This window comes from Opitutus sp. sgz309028 (assembly GCF_059821195.1).
In genome coordinates, this window is sequence record NZ_JCAMRR010000002.1 from 199,568 (window position 1) to 216,533 (window position 16,966).

Genomic DNA, 16,966 nt, shown 5'->3' on the forward strand with positions numbered 1-16,966 from the left:
GGCTGATCAGCGAGCATTTGTTCCCGGTGGGGACATCGGGCTCCACCTTGCGGCGAGACAGCGCGAGGTTCATTGCGGACCGTAGATGCGGAAGTTGCCGCTCACTTCGAGGAGCGCGATCATCGTGAGCAGTCCGTCGTAGTAACGGAGCCGGCCGGACGGCACGGGCATGTCCCACAGGCGTTGCACGAACGGCTCGCCGAGTGCGCGGTCGGCGGCGAGCGCGGCGGTGGCCGCCATCGCGATCAGGCCGGGCGTGTTGACGTCGGTCGAGACGGGCGTGCCGTCGATTTTGAAACGATCCGGAATATCGGGCAGGTGCGAGCCGAGGAAACGCAGCACGCGGTTGCTTTGCTCGACCTGCCATGGGTCGGCGGCCCACCAGGCGTGATCGAGCGCGGGATTCGAGAGCGTGCGCCAGGCGTCGTAGCGGAAATCCTCGTGATTGCCCCACGGCGCTTTGCGGGGCGAGCCGTCGAATTCGCTATAGTCGGGCATGAGGCCGGTCTGCGGGTGCGCGGCTTTCTTGAAGAGTTCGCGGCTCACTTTCGTGGCATCGGCGAGAAAAGCGCGATCGGCCGGATCGGCGGCCCAGCGCGCCCAGAGTTCGTAAAAGGCGGGCAGATGATACGACGGATCGGTGAACGTCGCGCCGGGTCCGTGCGGCGTGAAATTGATCTGCTTCGCGGCGCGGTCGAACATGTTGGTGATCGAACCGCGATCGGGTTCGTCGTCCTTGTGCAGCATCGTGCGGAGGAGCGATTGGGCTTCGGCGCGGTAATTGAAAATGCCTTCGCCATCGCCCCAGCGGTGCGACGCGAAGAACAGCGCCATCACGAACCATTCCTCGCCATCGGGCGCGGGGCCGGCGCTGAGCCGGCGTCCGTCGAAGGCGGTGTGCCAGGCGAAGTAGCCGCGGAGCGGGCCGCTCGGATAAAACATGTAGTGTTTCGCGAACTTCCAGATCTGGTTGAACTCCGATTGGCGGTTCATCTGCACGGCGATCATCATGCCGTAGGACAGTCCCTCGCTGCGGACATCGTTGTTGTTGATGTCGGGGACGTAGGCCATGTCGCCGGGAACGGGATAAAACAGCCGCTGCGAATTCTCATCGCCGTAGAACAGCTGCTGGAAGGCGCCGTCGACTTTGGCGGCGATCTCGGCGTCGGACTTGCCGAGATATTCGCGGAACAGATTGCGATACTGGCCGGTGGCAGCGGCGCCCTGGGGAGCGGCGGAGATCGAACCGCAGCAGCAGGCGAACAGCAGAAGGGGAAGGAGTTTGCTCATGACGGACGAAAGCACGCAGGGAAGACGAAGCGGCGCGGCGGAAGAGTCGCCGCGCCGCTCACAAAAGGAACTGAGCCGCCCGCCGGTCGCTCAGGTCGCCAGACCCGCTTTCGCGCGGCGATCGGCGAGCTCGGAGGCCATCTGGAGGGTGAGCTTCTTGTTGAGCTTGCAGAAGGCGATCGCGAACGCGCCGCCGAGGAACAGAATGCCGACCCCGATGCTGCTGGAGGCGTGGTAGCCGGTGACCGCGTTGGGCGCGGCAGGCGCGGTGGTTTCGTAATTCCAGAATCCGGCCATCGCCCAGAGGAAAATCGCCGAGCCGAGCGCCAGGCCGGTCTTGAGCGCAAAGCCGATCGTCGCAAACACGATGCCGGTGAAACGCCGGCCGGTCTGCCATTCGGAGTAGTCGGCGGCGTCGGCATACATCGCCCAGGCGACGGCGATGGTGGGCGCGTAAACGAGCGAGCCGACGATCGCCAGCACGAGCATCGCGGTGGTGCTGGTGGGCGTGAGGAAGTAGTAGGCGAAGGCGTTGAGCGCGGCGAGGAGGAAGCCGGTGAAGATCACGGCCTTCTTGCCGAATCGTTTCGACAACCCCGCGGAGAGGATGATCACCACGATGGTGGTCGCGAAACCGGCCATGTTGATGATGCTGTTGAACACGTCCGCGACGTTCGAGCCCGCGAGGTTGTCGCGGGTGCCGTGCACGATGTAGCCGAGCGTTTCGAGCAGGCCGCTTTCCGCGGCGCCGGCGGAGGTGAGACCGAGTTTCTCGACGAAGTCGAACATCGCGGCCTTGTCCGCAAAATGATGATACAGGTTGTAGTGCGCCCCGCCGCGATAGGTGAGCATCGCGAAGTTGAAGAGCGTGTAGACGAACAGCGCGATCCACGGGGCGTTCCTGAAGAGGTCGGCGAAGTCCTGCTTCGGCGAGGACTTGGTGGTGACGACCGGCTTGATGCGCTCGCGGGTCGTGAAGAACGTGATGAGGAAAAGCACGAGACAGAGGACGGCCCAGAGGGTCATCGTCATCTGCCAGCCGTGGGCGCGGTCGTGGCCGTGCGCGAACTTGGCGACGAGGGGGAGCGTGAAACCGCCGACGATGAACTGCGCGATGTTGACGGAGACGAAGCGGTAGGAATTGAGCTTGGTGCGTTCGTTGAGATCCGCCGTCATGACGCCGCCGAGCGCGGAATACGGCATGTTGTTCATCGAATACAGCGTCATCAGGATCGTGTTCGTGATGCCGGCGTAAGCGATCATCATGCCCGTGCTCAGGCCGACCGGCGTCGTGTAGGCGAGCACCATCACGATCGCCCACGGCAGCGAGGTCCAGAGGACCCACGGCCGGAACTTGCCCCACCGCGTCTCGGTGCGGTCGGCGAGGACGCCCATGATCGGGTCGAACAGCGCGTCCCACAAACGCGGCCAGAGCAGGATTGCGGCCGCGGCGCTGGCGGAGAGCCCGAAGACATCGGTGTAGAAGTTCAGCTGGAACAGCACCATCGTCATGAAGACGAAGTTGGCGGCGGCATCGCCGGCACTGTAGCCAGCCTTTTCGATGAACGAGAGACGCTGAACGGGCGCAGACATGGGGTCGTGGGGCGTGGTTGAGTGGACGCTTATTCGTTGAGCCAGAGCCAGGCGGAGACGCCGCGCGGATAATAGCGGCTACCGCAGGCGATGCCAGAGTCGCTACGGATCTGGTCGCACATCGCGTCGCGGCCGCAGCCGGGCGTGCGCTGCCAGTCGGCGTGGACGCGATCGCCCTGGCGCGCGGCGTCCGTCATCGCTTCGGGGAAAAGCTGCCGGATCACGTGCTGGGCGATGGCGATCTTGCTGAACCAGGTGTTCGTGCTCGTGCTGCTCATCTTCCAGCCGCCGCTGGTGGCGTCGAGGCAGATCCCGGGTTGCAGCGCCTGGGCGATGTGCTGGCTGAGTTGTTTGAAGAGCGGGGCGAAGCGGCCGTTGCGATCGGTGGCGTCCTTATAGCCGAGGAACAGCGGATAAATGAAGCCTTCCACGGCGGGCAGGATCCGCGAGCGGTTGCCCTTCTCGAATACGGCCGGGAAGAAACCGGTGTCGGCTTCGAACTTGGTCGTGAGCGTCTGCGCCAGCAGATCGGCCGTCGCGTGGGCGTCGGCGGCGGCCTTGGCGAGTTTCAGCGTGGCGAAGGCGCGTTCGAGCAGCACCCACGCCCCGAGGGTCTTCACGGCGAGGTAGAGGTTGTTGCGCGCCTGGCCGAGGCTGACGTCGAGCGAATCGTAGGTGGTGATCTCGGAACCGCCGCGGACGCGATTCGAATCCTGTTTCAGGATACCGTCGCGTTTTTTCGGATCGGGATCGTCACGGCGGTGGAGGCTGTCGGCGCACGCGAGGAGGGTCCTCTGGTTCGCGCGGAGCCACGCACGGTCGCCGGTGTGCTCGGCGTAGGTGACGGCGGTGAGGATCCAGTTGAGCAGCTGCTCCATCGTCATGTGGCTGAAGCAGCCCTCGAGTCCGTCGCACTCGTAGCTGGAGCGGCCGGGCGGGGTGAAGAAGCTGTTCACTCCCATGTCGTGGGTGAACGAGAGCCCGTGCTGGTCGCGATACGAGTAGCGGCGGACGAACAGATCGAGCGTGTCGCGGACCGCCCAAGGCTGCCAAACGAGTTCGAAGAACACGTGGTCGACGGTGAGATCGAACGTGTTGATCATGCGGTATTCGCCTTCGTTGACCATCCAGAGCGGGCGGCCGTTGCTCCACATCAGCTGTGTGCTGCCGAAGTAGCTGTGGGCGGATTGCGCGAGGAGAAACTTCTGGTCGTCGTCGAGCCGGCTGCGCGCGAGCTCGCGGTCGCGTTGGGCGGCGACCTTGCCGTAGCGGGCGTGTTCCTGGAGGCCGTGCACGAGCACGTCCTCGAGATTCTTGAACACCCGCGTGTAGGCGTAAACGGAATCGATGCCGGTCGTGATCGGCCCGGCGGCGTAAAAGCCGAGGGCGAGCGGGAAGCGCTTCCGCGCCCCGGCGGGCACTGTGAAGACGAGCGCGGTTTCGCCGGCGATCACCAGCAGCCCGCGGTAATCGCGGAACTTGGGATCGAGGATGTCGAAACCCTGGCGCATGGTCACGCCGCGGGCCGGTTTCGTCGCGTAGCCGAACGCCGTGCCCCCCGCAAAACCCATGAGTTTGTCGCTGGTGTCGGTGAGCGGCCGCAGCGTGTCCTCGCCATTGCCCACGCCGAACATGAGCTCGACGGGCTCCTTGCCCTGGCGGTTGTCGTATTCGATCCAGCCGGTGACGACCGGCGCGAGGTGGAAGCGGGCGGCGGCTTTCGGCATCCGCGCGGGATCGGGCACGCGATCGAACGGCGTGAGCAACGAGAAACCGAAACGCCCCTCGTCCGCGCGCCAGGTATCGCTCGCCAGACCGAGAGTGCGGGTGTAGTCGGACGGCCGCAGGGCGTCGAAGCCGCGCGGCGGCTGGACGACGGTGGTGTCGCCGGTGAAGGCTCCCTCCTGCGATTTGGGCGGCGTCAGGAACGGCAGCAACTGCCAGGTGCGCTGGGCGTGACCCCGGAACCCGATGTAGATGTTCTGGCGGGCGGGACCGCGCAGGGACTGACCGAATCCGCCGGGGGAGTCGACCAAGCCGATCGTGAAACTGGCGAACGCCCCGAAGGGCGAGTGCTGGGTGTGGTAGTTTGCTTCGGGCACGGGAACAGGAGGTGAAAAGATCGCGGGCGCGCAGAACAGGGAAACGCTTCATCGTGTCGCGGGCAGGCCGCCATGAACGGCAACGCGCGCCGGGGGGAACGGAAAGCAGGCGGAGATGATTCCCGTCGGGCCGGCCTGCAGGCGAACTGACGCAAACTCTAACTGTAGACTTGTGCAGCGCTCACTTCCCCTCCGAATGGTCGCTGCATGAACGAGCGCCGTGTTACCCTCGCCGACGTCGCCCGCAAAGCCGGTGTGCATGTCACGACCGTCTCGCTGGCGTTGCGCAATCATCCGCGGCTGCCGGAGGCGACGCGGCAGCGGTTGCAGGCGCTGGCGCAAAAGATGGGTTATGCGCCGGACCCGCTCCTGCGGGCCTTGATCGCCTACCGCGGCCGCGTGATGCCGCGGCGCAATCCGCCGACACTGGCCTATCTGACCAACTGGTCGACCCGCTGGGGCTGGAAAAACACCACCGCCCATCCCGACTTCTTTCTCGGTGCCGAAGCCAAGGCCAAGGAGATCGGCTATCATCTGGAGCATTTCTGGACGCACGAACCCGGGCTGACGCACGGCCGGCTGAGCGCGATCCTGCACGCCCGCGGGATCGAAGGCGTGATCCTGGCTTCCCACGGCCGCGAGATGGGCGACGAGTTGCTGTTCGACTGGGATCACTTTTCCGCGGTGAAGATCGATTACTTTCCGCACCAGCCCGCATTGCACAACGTCACCAATCACCAGTGCGACATCGTGCGGCTCGCCATGCGCAAGGTGATTGCGCTCGGCTATCGCCGGATCGGATTCGTCATGCACCGTGGCTGGGATCACGCCGTCGACCGCCACTGGACCGCCGGTTACCTGTGCGAACAGGAGCAGTTGCCCAAAGCCCTGCGTATCCCGCCGCTGCTCTTCCCCGAGCCCACGCCGATCGAGGGCTGGCTGCGGGAGAACAGCGATCCGGTCGTCGATCCCGAGGTGTTTCGGCGCTGGTTCGAACTGCACCGGCCGGAGGTGCTCATCAGCAAGGCATCGTTTGTTCGCTCCGCGCTGGCGGAATTGAAGCTGCAGAGTCCGCGGGATGTCGCGTATGTGGACGTCTTCCTCGAGGACGCCGCGGCCGGGACGGTGGCGGGCGTGAGGCAGAATCACCCCACGGTCGGCGCGCTCGCGGTGGAGATCCTCGCCGGGCAGCTGCAGCACAACAAACGCGGCGTGCCGCGCATCCCGACCACCACGTTCGTGGAAGGCACCTGGTTCGACGGAGCCTCGTGTCCAAGAATTGGAGACATCGCGCCGTCGCCGGCAATCCGCCGCCGGCGGCAGAAGGTCTGACCGGCAACCCGCCATGGAAGAACGACGCGTAACCCTGGCGGACGTGGCCCGGCGGGCGGGCGTGCACGTGACGACCGTGTCGCTCGCGCTGCGCGACCGGCCGCGGCTGCCGGAAGCCACGCGCCGGCGCATCCAGGAGCTCGCGCGCGAGATGGGTTACGCACCGGATCCGTTCCTGCATGCGCTCGTGCACTACCGCAGCCCGGCATCGCAGCCGCGGCGCGAACCGGTGCTGGCATATCTGACGAACTGGCACACGCCGTGGGGATGGAAGGACGTGCCGGCGCATCGCCGATTCTTCGCGGGAGCGGAGGCCAAGGCCCTCAAGCTGGGCTTCCGTCTCGAGCATTTCTGGACGCACGACCCGGCCCGGCGGCCGGAGGAGCTCGGCGAGACGCTGCGGCAGCGCGGGATCCAGGGCGTGATCCTGGCCTCGCACAGCCGCGATGTCGGGGACGCGCTGCAGCTCGACTGGGAGCGGTTCAGCGCGGTGAAGATCGATTATTTCCCGCATTACCCGCCGCTGCACAACGTCACGAACTCGCAGTCGCGGATCATCCGGCTGGCGGTGAGGAAAACCGCCGCCATGGGGTATCGGAAAATTGGATTCGTCGTGCACCGCGGCTGGGATCATGCGGTCGATCACAACTGGACCGCGGGGTTTCTTTGCGAGCAGTCCTGCCTGCCGGACGCGGACCGGGTGCCGATCCACGTCTTCCCGGGGGCGCGCCCCGTCGCGCGTTGGTTCAACGAGAAGAACGCGTCGGTGCGCGCCGATCGCGCACCGCTGGAACGATGGTTGGAGCGTCACCGGCCGGAGGTCGTGATCTCCAAAGGCGACTACGTGCTGCCGGTGTTCGCCGAGATGGGCGTGCGGATCCCGGAGGATTTCGCCTTCGTGAATCTGTTTCTCGATCCGCCCGACGGGACCATGGCCGGCGTGCGGCAGAATCACGAAACCGTGGGCGAGCTGGCCGTGGAAACCCTGGTGGGACAGTTGATCCACAACAAATTCGGCGTTCCGTCGATTCCCACGACCACCTTCGTCGAGGGCACGTGGTTCGATGGCGCCTCGTGTCCCCCGCTCCCGGGCGTGGCCGCGTCGGGCGAACGAGGAACCGCGCGAGGCGCCCGCTGACAATGGCGGGACCACGCCCGCGAGTGACGCACGGCGATCGCTGCCGCGGCGTTTCGCGCGCCGGCTCATCCACGCCACGCCATGTCGCTCGCCGAATACGCCCGCAAACGAGACTTCGCCAAGACCGCGGAGCCGAAAGGCGGTCGCGTCGCGCGGAGCGGGCATCGTTTCGTGATCCAGAAGCACGCGGCCTCGCGGCTGCATTACGATTTTCGCCTGGAGATCGGCGGGACGTTGAAATCGTGGGCCGTGCCGAAAGGGATGCCCTTCAAGAAAGGCGAGCGCCGGCTCGCCGTGCACGTCGAAGACCATCCGGTATCCTACATCGATTTCGAAGGGACCATTCCCCAGGGCCAATACGGCGGCGGCACCGTGATGGTCTGGGACCGCGGCACTTTCGAGCCGCTGAGCCGCACGCCCGCGAAGGACCTCGAGGGCGGCAAATTGCACTTCGTCCTCGCGGGCGAAAAACTGAAAGGCGAGTGGTATCTCGTGCGCCTGCGCGGCGGCGACGAATGGCTGCTGATCAAAGGCGGCGAGGACATGAAGCCCGTGAGTGCGAAACGCGACGACACGTCCGTGCTTTCCGGAAAATCCATGAAGGCTCTCGCCGCGGGCGATGGGCGCGTGTGGCAGTCGAACCGCACGGAGAAACCTACGTTCAAGGCGAGGATCGCCGCCGCCGCGCAGCAGGCGGAAGCGAAATCGAAAAAACCGAAGGCCCGCGCCGAACCGACAAAAAAACGGGCGCGTCCACGGGCTGCGGCGAAGAAGTCGAAACTCACTCCCGACTTCATCGAGCCGATGAAAGCGCTGTTGGTCGACGCGCCGCCGGCGGGCGATTGGATCTACGAAATCAAGTTCGATGGCTTTCGCGCGATGGCTTTTCGCGACCGGCGTGGCGTGCGGCTGCTTTCGCGCAACAACAAGGATTTCGCGAAAAAGTTTCCCGATGTGGTCGGCGCCGTGGCCGAGCTGCCGGTGGACGATGCGGTGATCGACGGTGAGATCGTCGCACTCGACGACAAAGGCCGGTCGTCCTTTCAACTGCTGCAGGCTTATGAGATGGGCGAGGAGCGGCCGCCGCTGTTTTTCTACGCGTTCGATCTGTTGCAGCTGAACGGTCGGGATCTGCGCGAGCTGTCATTGACGGAGCGCAAGGCGGAGTTGCAGCGGCTGTTGCAGGAAGAGGACGGAATGGTGCGCTTTTCCGTTTCGCTGGGGAGCGACGCCGAGGCGCTGCTGCAGCAGGCGCGCGAACTCGGCCTTGAAGGCTTGATTGGCAAGCGACCCGACTCGACCTACGAGGCCGGCGCGCGAAGCGGCGCGTGGGTGAAGTTGAAGTTGCATCAGGAGCAGGAGTTCGTGATCGGCGGCTACACGCCGCCGGGCGGCTCGCGCACGCATTTCGGCGCGCTGCTGGTCGGCTATTATCAAGGCGCGAAGCTGATGTTCGCCGGCAAGGTCGGGACCGGCTTCGACCGCAAGCGGCTCGCGAGCCTGCACGCGCAGTTCGAGAAAATCGCGCGCACGTCGTGTCCGTTCGCGAACCTGCCGGAGAAGCGCAGCGGGCGCTACGGGCAGGGCGTCACGGCGGCCGAAATGCGGCGGTGTCACTGGCTCGAGCCGAAGCTCGTGGCGCAGATCCGGTTTGCAGAATGGACGCGCGACGACCGGCTGCGTCAGCCGGTGTTTCTCGGGCTGCGCGAGGACAAGGCAGCGAAGGACGCGGTGCGCGAAAAAGGAGCGTGAATCATGGCGACGAAAACGGAAATGACGGTCGGCCGGACGAAGGTGGCGGTCAGCAACCTCGACAAGGTGCTGTATCCAAAAGTCGGTTTCACGAAGGGCAACGTGATCGACTACTACATCCGGGTTTCGGACCAGCTGCTGCCGCATCTCAAGAACCGGCCGATCACGCTGAAGCGTTATCCCGACGGCGTGGAGGGATTCTTTTTCTACGAGAAGCAATGTCCGTCGCATCGGCCCAAATGGGTGAAGACGGCGACGGTGCCGCGCGGCCGCGGCGGCGAGATTCATTACTGCGTGATGAACGACCTGCCGGCCCTGGTCTGGGCGGCGAATCTCGCGGATCTCGAGCTGCACACGTTCCTGCACAAAGCGCCGTCAATCTCACGGCCGACGGCGATTGCGTTCGACCTCGATCCGGGTCCGCCGGCCGACATCGTGCTCTGCTGCCAGGTGGGACTCTGGGTCAAGGCGCTGTTCGACGGGCTCGGGTTGAAGAGTTTTGCGAAGACTTCCGGTTCGAAGGGCCTGCAGATTTACGTGCCGCTCAACACGCCAGTGACCTACGCGCAGACGAAACTTTTCGCCCACACCGTCGCGCAGGTGCTGGAGCGGCAGTTTCCGGACGTCGTCGTGTCGAACATGTTGAAATCGCTGCGCGTCGGCAAAGTGCTCGTCGACTGGAGCCAGAACGACGAACACAAGACGACGGTGAACGTCTATTCGCTGCGCGCGAAGGAGCGACCGACGGTGTCGACGCCGGTGACGTGGGACGAAGTCGAGACGGCGTTGAAAAAGAAGAAACGCGAGCTGCTGACCTTCGAGACGGAAGACGTGTTGAAGCGGATCGAGAAGCACGGCGATCTTTTCGCGCCGGTGCTGCAGGTGAAGCAAAAGCTGCCGCCGGTAAAGGCCTTGGAATGAAGACGGTGCGGTTCGCCGACGTGGTTGCGCGCAGCGGCGAACCGGAGGTGCATCTCCCTTGGCTGCCACCGAAGCAGGATAAAACCTTCCAGCGCGCGGTGAAGGCGCAGCGCGTGATGACGATTCACCAGGAAAACGTCGGCACGAAAAAGGATTACGGTCTCGTCGGCTTCGAGGAACAGCCGCACGCGCAGTATCTGGTGTTTCCGAAATCGCTCGCCGCGTTTGAGGGCAGACGGGTGATCGGCATCAACTACCACCTGCTCGCCGAATGCTGCCGGCCGGCCGCGAAACCGGCGCGCGGAACCGCGGCGAAGCCCGAGAAAAAAACGCCGGTGAAGAAGGCGAAGCCGAAAACAGAAAAGCGCGTCGCGCCGGAAAACGTGGTGCCGTTTGCGTCGGAACCGGCGGCTACGCCCGCGCCGGAGCCGGTGAAGGAGCGCACCGCGCGCACGTCACTCGATCGCCGCGCGATCGCAGAAATCAAAAGGGCGATGAAGGAGTTGCGCGCCGGCAAAGCCGTGCCGGCGTATGAGCGACTGGCGAAGCTGGTCGAGGATTCCGAGTAGGGCGGATTCAGAACCAACTTAGCCGCCTTGCTCGGGGCCGGACGCGTGCGGCTCGCCGCCGGGCCGCAGGCGGACACCGTGGTTCGATCTGGAGGAACACACGTTATGATGAACGAAAGACAAAGCTCCGCATTCCGTGCCCTCTGCGCATTCCGTCGTAAAAAATTGGCCCCCGCGCCGCTGGTCGCCGATTTGTTCGCCGGCAGCATGCGCTCAACTCAGGACGCGTGAGGACACGCGTTCCTATCTTGGATGGGCAATCGGGACGATTGCCGCGCCCAACGCCGCGGAGTTTAGGACCACAGAAGGCACTGAGTGCACGGAATGCTGACGTCGGACCTCAGCCCGACGGGATGTCGGGCTTCACTAGATCACGCGTGACGGTGGCGATCGCTTGCTGCCCGGCGGCTCAGCGGAAGCTCGGATCCAGCTCGAGGCGGAAGTAGTCGCGGGCGTTGGCGAAGCAGATGCGACGCACCATGCCGCCGACGAGTTCGCGATCGTTCGGGAGTTCGCCGCGTTCCATGTCCTGGCCGAGCAGATTGCAGAGGACCCGGCGGAAATACTCGTGACGCGGATAACTGAGGAAGCTGCGCGAGTCGGTGAGCATGCCGACGAAGCGGCTGAGCAGGCCGAGATTCGAGAGCGCGTTCATCTGCCACTCCATGCCTTCCTTCTGATCGAGGAACCACCAGCCGCTGCCGAACTGCAGCTTGCCCGCGACGGTGCCGTCCTGGAAATTGCCGATCATCGTGGCGAACGCGTAGTTGTCGTTCGGATTCACGTTGTAGAGGACGGTGCGCGGAAGCTCGTCGGTCGAATCGAGCGCGTCGAGATAGTTCGAGAGCGCGCGAGTCTGCGAAAAATCGCCGATCGAGTCGAAGCCGGTGTCGGGGCCGAGCTTGCTGAGGAGGCGGGTGTTGTTGTTGCGGAGCGCGCCGAGGTGGAGCTGCTTGGTCCAGCCGGCGCGGGCGTCCCAGCGTCCGAACTCAAGCATGAGAAACGACGCGAATTTCGCCTGGTCGCCGGCATGGGCGGCGCGACCAGCGCGGGCGGCGTCGAAGATCGCTTTCGCTTCGGGGGCGGTGCAGGGCTCGGCGTAGGCGGACTCCATGCCGTGGTCGGAGAGCCGGCCGCCGATCGCGTGGAAGTCGTCGTGACGGCGCTTCAGCGCGGCGAGGAAATCGTCGAAGGAGTTCACCGACGCCTTTGCGACGCCGGCGAGTTTCTCGATCCAGGCGTTGAAAGCTGACGGCGCGCCGACGGCGAGCGCCTTGTCGGGGCGGAACGTGGGATAGACGCGCGTCTTGAGGCCGAGCTTTTTGATCTGCACGTGTTGATCGAGCGAATCGGCGGGATCGTCGGTCGTGCAGATGACGGCGACCTTGTTGGCGGCGAGGATGTCGTGGACGCGGAGCGTCGCGAGTTTCTCGTTGGCCTCGCGCCAGATTTTGTCGGCGGACTTGTCGTTGATGAGATCGTGGATGCCGAAGTAACGCGCGAGCTCGAGGTGCGACCAATGGTAGAGCGGATTGCGCAGCGTGTGCGGCACGGTGGCGACCCACGCATCGAACTTCTCGCGCGGTGTGGCGCTGCCGGTGCAGAAGCGCTCGTTGACGCCGTTCGAGCGCATGGCGCGCCACTTGTAGTGATCGCCGCCGAGCCAGATCTCGGCGAGGTCGGCGAAGCGGTGATTCTCGAGGATCAGCTGCTGCGGCAGGTGGCAGTGATAATCGTAGATCGGCTCGTCCTTCGCGAAGCCGTGGTAGAGCTCGCGGGCGGCGTCGTTGTGAAGGAGGAAATCGTCGTGAATGAAAGGCTTCATGGAGGGCAAGGTAGCGAAATCGTGAGTAGCGGGTAGCTGGTAGCGAGTAGAAGGCGGTCGGGAGTCTCAAGCTCGTGCTCGCTGCTCCCTACGCGCTCCTCGCTCGTTTCATCGGCTGATGTCGTTGAGCATGTCGTCGAGCCGCGTGTAGCGCTCGAGAAGGTGACGGGCGGCGGCGCAGCGTTCCGCGGTCGCGAGTCCGGTGTTTTCGGCGAGGAAGAGGATGTAGCTCGCGATGTTCTTTGCGAAGAGCAGCCGGCCCTCGTCGCTGACCGAATAGAAACGCGCACGCTGGCGGTAGCCGGCGGGCGAGTGATCGCCGAGCGCGGATTTCTCGGCCCGGCCATCGGCGGCGAGCACGAAGAGAAAGTTGTATTCGAACCAGAACATGTGCTCGGGGCTCGGCGGCAGCGCCTCGAGCGCGGCGCGCGTGGCCTCGGGCGAGGCGAAAATCTTGTCTGCATCCGCGCCTGCAATCGCCGTCGTGATGAACGTCCGCGCCATCTTCTGCTCGGTCGCGTCGGCGCTGAAAGCGCCCTTCAACGCGAGCTCGATGGTGAACGTATACCAATCGCGCCAGAGCGCCTGGTCGGCGGTGTTCTTCGAGGCGAAGAGCGCGCGGCCCATCTCGTAGGTGTAGCGGCCGCTGGTCTTGATTTCGAGACGGCTGCCGGTGACCTGGCCCATGACCTGGTAGTTTTCGGCGGATTTGCCGGAGCCGGAGTGGAAGCCGATGCTCGCGCCGAACTTTTCGCAAACGGCCCATTGCTTCGCGATCAACGCCCGCAGCGCGGCGTTGTCGGGGTAAGGCATGTTTTTCTGGAAGCCGAAGGCCGGCGCGACGAAGTGGATCTGCATCCCGAGCGTCTCGCAGAGCGCGAGCATGATCGCGGTCGTCTCCGGCGTGGTGAGGCCGGGCAGTTCGTCGATCGACAGTTCGCGGAGATACGCGCGACCCTCCGGCGTGGTGAACAGCTTCTCGCGCGCGGCGGTGTATTTTTCGTCGCGGCGCTTCATCTTGAGGAGCGACGGCCAGACCTTCGCGAGCAGTGCCTCGAAGTCGGCGTCGTTGAGCGTGAGGCCGGCGGCGGCGACGCGCGCGCGCACCTTGGCGACGAGATCGGCGGGGATGTGCTCGATACGCGCGGGGGCGTTGAGCGCGAGCTCGGGCGAAAGATCGAAGGTGATGTAGCTGGCGAGCACGCAACCCGTGACGAGCTGGTCCTCGCGCGCGTCGAACTTGCCGCCGATCGGCTGGTGATCGGCGTTGAAGCTCCACGGAATTCGGCGGTGGTGGAAGCCGTGCTTCAGTTTCGCGAGCACGCAGCCGTGACTCATGCCCTCGACGCTCTGGCCCTGGTGTCCCTCGGGGACGTTGGTGCCAATGAAGGGGAACGGCACGGTGTCGAGCTGGCCGGCGAGCATCTGATCGACGTCGAAGACGAGCTCGCGCGGGATGGAGTTCTGATTGGCGGTGACGCCGAGTTCGAGCGCGCTCATCGCCCAGTCGACCGCGGGCCAGTGCAAGGTGGTGAAACGCGCGCCGATACCGAGCGTGCTGCGGCCGAGTTTGCCGCCGGCCGAGGGGAAGATCGTGGAATCGGCATCGTGTTCGAGCACGAGGTTTTTCAACCGGAGCAGGTTTTCCCAGGTGGCGGGAAACACTGCGAGCGAACCGTCGAGCGAGACGCCCTGGAGCAGTTCGCCGGCGGAGCTGCCGGTCGCGCGCGTCTCGAGCCGCCACGCGCAGTCGCCGGTCGCCTCGTCCTCGAGCAGTGTCCACGAACCGGCGGCGGTTTCGAAGCGGCTCTTGGACCAGGCCTTCAGGGACGCGCCGGCGACGATCTTCGCGCTGAGCGCGCTCCAATCGAGACAGAAGTCCGGGCTGACGCAGGGATTCTGCGCGATGCGAAGATCGTTGCTGAGGAGGAATTGGTTGATCGGTTTCATAAGTTTGAAAAGGACCGCGAGGCTGCGGCGGCGGCGCGGGTCGGCGCCAAGGGTTGAAGATATCCGGGCGCTTAGATCGTCATCGCGTGATAACCGCCGTCGACGATGAGCTCCTCGCCGGTGATGAAGGAACCGGCCGCGTCGGACGCGAGCAGCAGCGTGGCGCCGATGAGCTCGCGCGCCTCGCCGAAACGTTTCGCCGGCGTGTGGCCCAGGATCGAGGCGACGCGCTCGGGCGTGAGGACCTTGCGGTTTTGTTCGGCGGGGAAGAATCCGGGCACGAGGACGTTGACGCGGACCTTGGCCGGCGCCCACTCGCGCGCGAGATTGAGCGACAGATTGTGCACGGCGCCCTTCGAGGCGGAGTAGGTGAACACGCGCGACAACGGCACGATGCCGGACATCGAACCGAGATTGATGATCGAGCCGCCCTGGCCGCGCTCGACGAGGTATTTGCCGAAAATCTGGCAGCCGAGAAACACGCTCTTCACGTTGACGCTCAGGATGCGCTCGAACTCGTCCTCGCCGATATCGAAGAACGGCGTGGCGGAGTTGATGCCGGCGCCGTTGACGACGATGTCGACGCGCCCGGAGCGCTTCACCACGGCGTCGAGCAAGCCCTGCAACTCGGCCTTGCTCGTGGCCTCGGCGGCGTGAAACCACGCCTTGCCGCCGGCGGCGCCGATGCGGTCGAGCCGCGCCTGCGCTTTCTCGACATTGCGGCCAACGATGACGGTTTCGGCGCCGGCGAGCGCGAGGCCCTCGGCCATCGCGCCGCACAATTCGCCGGTGCCGCCGATGACGACGGCGACCTTGCCGTTGAGGCCGAAAAGTTCGTTCAAGTAGTTGGGAGCGTTCATGAGAAAGATGGTTTGGGGTTCAGGGTGGTAGTCGGAGAACAGAGGGTCAGGGTTGCGCGGGCTCGACCTGAAAATAACGGAAATCGGCGCCGCCGGCGTTGGATCCGCTGGCGAACAGCCCAAACTTGGCGCCGACCCAACGCGATTCGCGGGCCTGGAACGGTTCTCCCAGCGGCACGAAGGCGCCGTCCGCACCCGCGTAGGAAAATTGACAGCGCGCGCCCTCGCGCACCGTTACACGCACGCGGATCGGGCCGGAGACGGCGGCGCCGCGAGTTTCGGTGACAACGGGTTTTTCGTTGGCCGAGCGGACGGTCGTTTGCACGACGTGGCCGTTGCGGACGCCGATCCACGCATAATCGAAACCGAAGACGATCAAACCGGCCGCGGCGCGGGTGTCGCCGGTTTGCAAGGTGAGTTCAGTCGTGACGGTGAACTCGAGCGCGGGAAATTTCTGCAGCAGCAAATGCGGCGCGTGAAACAGATTCTCCTGCCCCTCGGGCTGCGGAAACAGGCGCAGCGTGCCGGGCTGAGCCGACAGCGAGAACCATTCGGCGCGCGGATTCGCCTGCCATTGCCACTGCTGGCCGAGTGTGGGCGCTTTGAAGTCGTCGCTCGTCGGCGGTTCGGTCGGCGCAGACGCGGGCGCAGCGACACGAGGCTTGGTGTGCACAAGCAAGGGTTCGCCGGTGCCATCGCCATCCGGATCGCCGCCGATCACGGGCCAGTCGTCGATCCACGCGACGGGCTGCAGGTGCACGATGCGGCCATACGGGCCCTTGTCCTGGAAATGGATGAACCACCATTCGCCCGCGACGGTATCGACGAGCGCGCCTTGATGCGGGCCGTTGATCGGGGTGTTGCCCGTGGCGAGGACGATGCGCGGTTCGTAAGGGCCGCGGATCGAGCGCGAGCGGAAGACCGACTGCCAGCCGGTTTTCACGCCACCGGCGGGAGCGAAGATATAATACCAGCCGTTGCGTTTATAAAGTTTCGGCCCCTCGAGCGTCGTGTAGTTGCGGAGCTGGTTGCCGTCGACCACCACGCCGAGATCCTCGGCCACGCTGCGGCCGTCGGGCTGGAGCTTGAGCAACGTGAGGACATTGGCGAAACCCGCGCGGCTCTTCGCCCAGCCATGGATCAAATAGACGCTGCCGTCGTCGTCCCAGAGCGGACACGGATCGATGAGCCCGCGGCCGGCTTTCACGAGCGTCGGCTCGCTCCAGGGGCCGCGCGGATCGTCGGCGGTGATGAGATAGAGGCCGAAATCGGGATCGGGATAATAGATCCAGAATTTGCCGTCGTGGTGACGAATCGACGGCGCCCACACGCCCTTGCCGTGTTGCGGCGTGGCGAAGGCGTTTTCCGGCACCAGCCGGGGCAACGCGTGCGTGACGAGCTGCCAGTTGACGAGATCGCGCGAGTGGAGGACGGGCAGTCCCGGCACGTGGCTGAAGCTCGACGAAATCAGCCAGTAATCGTCGCCGACGCGCACGGCGTCGGGATCGGAATAGTCCGCGTGCAGAATGGGATTGCGATACGTGCCATCGCCGCGATCCGCGCGCCACACCGGCGCGCCGGAGGCAGCCGTGGCCGTCAGGGCGGAAACGAAAGACATGAGAAGAAAAGAGCGA

The 16,966-nt window shown here is 65.0% G+C and carries 12 protein-coding genes; 5 read left to right on the forward strand and 7 right to left on the reverse strand.

Translation table 11 applies throughout. The features are described from left to right. Window positions 1–69 precede the first annotated feature (69 nt). The 3 genes from AC6RV7_RS06745 to AC6RV7_RS06755 all read right to left on the reverse strand — a co-directional run bounded on the left by AC6RV7_RS06745 (window position 70) and on the right by AC6RV7_RS06755 (window position 4,985). Complete coding sequence (locus AC6RV7_RS06745; protein WP_500093150.1) at window positions 70–1,290, reverse strand: family 8 glycosyl hydrolase; 1,221 nt, start codon at window positions 1,288–1,290, stop codon at window positions 70–72. 90 nt (window positions 1,291–1,380) lie between these two features. Next, window positions 1,381–2,883 carry an MFS transporter gene (locus AC6RV7_RS06750; protein ID WP_500093151.1) on the reverse strand — a complete coding sequence of 501 codons (1,503 nt, stop codon included), beginning with the start codon at window positions 2,881–2,883 and terminating at the stop codon, window positions 1,381–1,383. A 29-nt stretch (window positions 2,884–2,912) separates the two neighbouring features. Next, complete coding sequence (locus AC6RV7_RS06755) at window positions 2,913–4,985, reverse strand: glycoside hydrolase family 52 protein (protein WP_500093152.1); 2,073 nt, start codon at window positions 4,983–4,985, stop codon at window positions 2,913–2,915. Window positions 4,986–5,192: 207 nt separating this feature from the next. Here AC6RV7_RS06755 and AC6RV7_RS06760 point away from each other — a divergent pair, with 207 nt between their 5' ends. From AC6RV7_RS06760 to AC6RV7_RS06780, 5 genes are all read left to right on the forward strand, one after another. Beyond that, complete coding sequence (locus AC6RV7_RS06760; RefSeq protein ID WP_500093153.1) at window positions 5,193–6,317, forward strand: LacI family DNA-binding transcriptional regulator; 1,125 nt, start codon at window positions 5,193–5,195, stop codon at window positions 6,315–6,317. A 13-nt stretch (window positions 6,318–6,330) separates the two neighbouring features. After that, on the forward strand, window positions 6,331–7,455 hold the full coding sequence (locus tag AC6RV7_RS06765; protein ID WP_500093154.1) for a LacI family DNA-binding transcriptional regulator: 1,125 nt from the start codon (window positions 6,331–6,333) through the stop codon (window positions 7,453–7,455). Window positions 7,456–7,536: 81 nt separating this feature from the next. After that, the gene (gene ligD, locus AC6RV7_RS06770; protein ID WP_500093155.1) at window positions 7,537–9,207 is read left to right on the forward strand and encodes a non-homologous end-joining DNA ligase; all 1,671 of its coding nucleotides are present in this window, start codon (window positions 7,537–7,539) and stop codon (window positions 9,205–9,207) included. 3 nt (window positions 9,208–9,210) lie between these two features. Continuing rightward, window positions 9,211–10,128 carry a non-homologous end-joining DNA ligase gene (gene ligD / locus AC6RV7_RS06775; protein ID WP_500093156.1) on the forward strand — a complete coding sequence of 306 codons (918 nt, stop codon included), beginning with the start codon at window positions 9,211–9,213 and terminating at the stop codon, window positions 10,126–10,128. Further along, complete coding sequence (locus tag AC6RV7_RS06780; RefSeq protein WP_500093157.1) at window positions 10,125–10,697, forward strand: hypothetical protein; 573 nt, start codon at window positions 10,125–10,127, stop codon at window positions 10,695–10,697. The genes ligD (AC6RV7_RS06775) and AC6RV7_RS06780 overlap by 4 nt, the downstream gene beginning before the upstream one ends. A 409-nt stretch (window positions 10,698–11,106) precedes the next feature. On the opposite strand, the gene uxaC is transcribed toward AC6RV7_RS06780, so the two are convergent. The 4 genes from uxaC to AC6RV7_RS06800 form a co-directional block, all read right to left on the reverse strand. Beyond that, complete coding sequence (uxaC, locus tag AC6RV7_RS06785) at window positions 11,107–12,522, reverse strand: glucuronate isomerase (protein WP_500093158.1); 1,416 nt, start codon at window positions 12,520–12,522, stop codon at window positions 11,107–11,109. Window positions 12,523–12,630: 108 nt separating this feature from the next. Beyond that, complete coding sequence (locus tag AC6RV7_RS06790) at window positions 12,631–14,472, reverse strand: tagaturonate epimerase family protein (RefSeq protein ID WP_500093159.1); 1,842 nt, start codon at window positions 14,470–14,472, stop codon at window positions 12,631–12,633. A gap of 71 nt (window positions 14,473–14,543) precedes the next feature. Continuing rightward, a complete protein-coding gene (locus tag AC6RV7_RS06795; protein WP_500093160.1) occupies window positions 14,544–15,332 on the reverse strand; it encodes an SDR family oxidoreductase in 789 nt (262 codons plus the stop codon). Between the two features lie 46 nt (window positions 15,333–15,378). Continuing rightward, window positions 15,379–16,950, reverse strand: coding sequence for a glycoside hydrolase family 43 protein (locus tag AC6RV7_RS06800; RefSeq protein ID WP_500093161.1), 1,572 nt, complete (start codon window positions 16,948–16,950; stop codon window positions 15,379–15,381). Window positions 16,951–16,966: the final 16 nt, after the last annotated feature.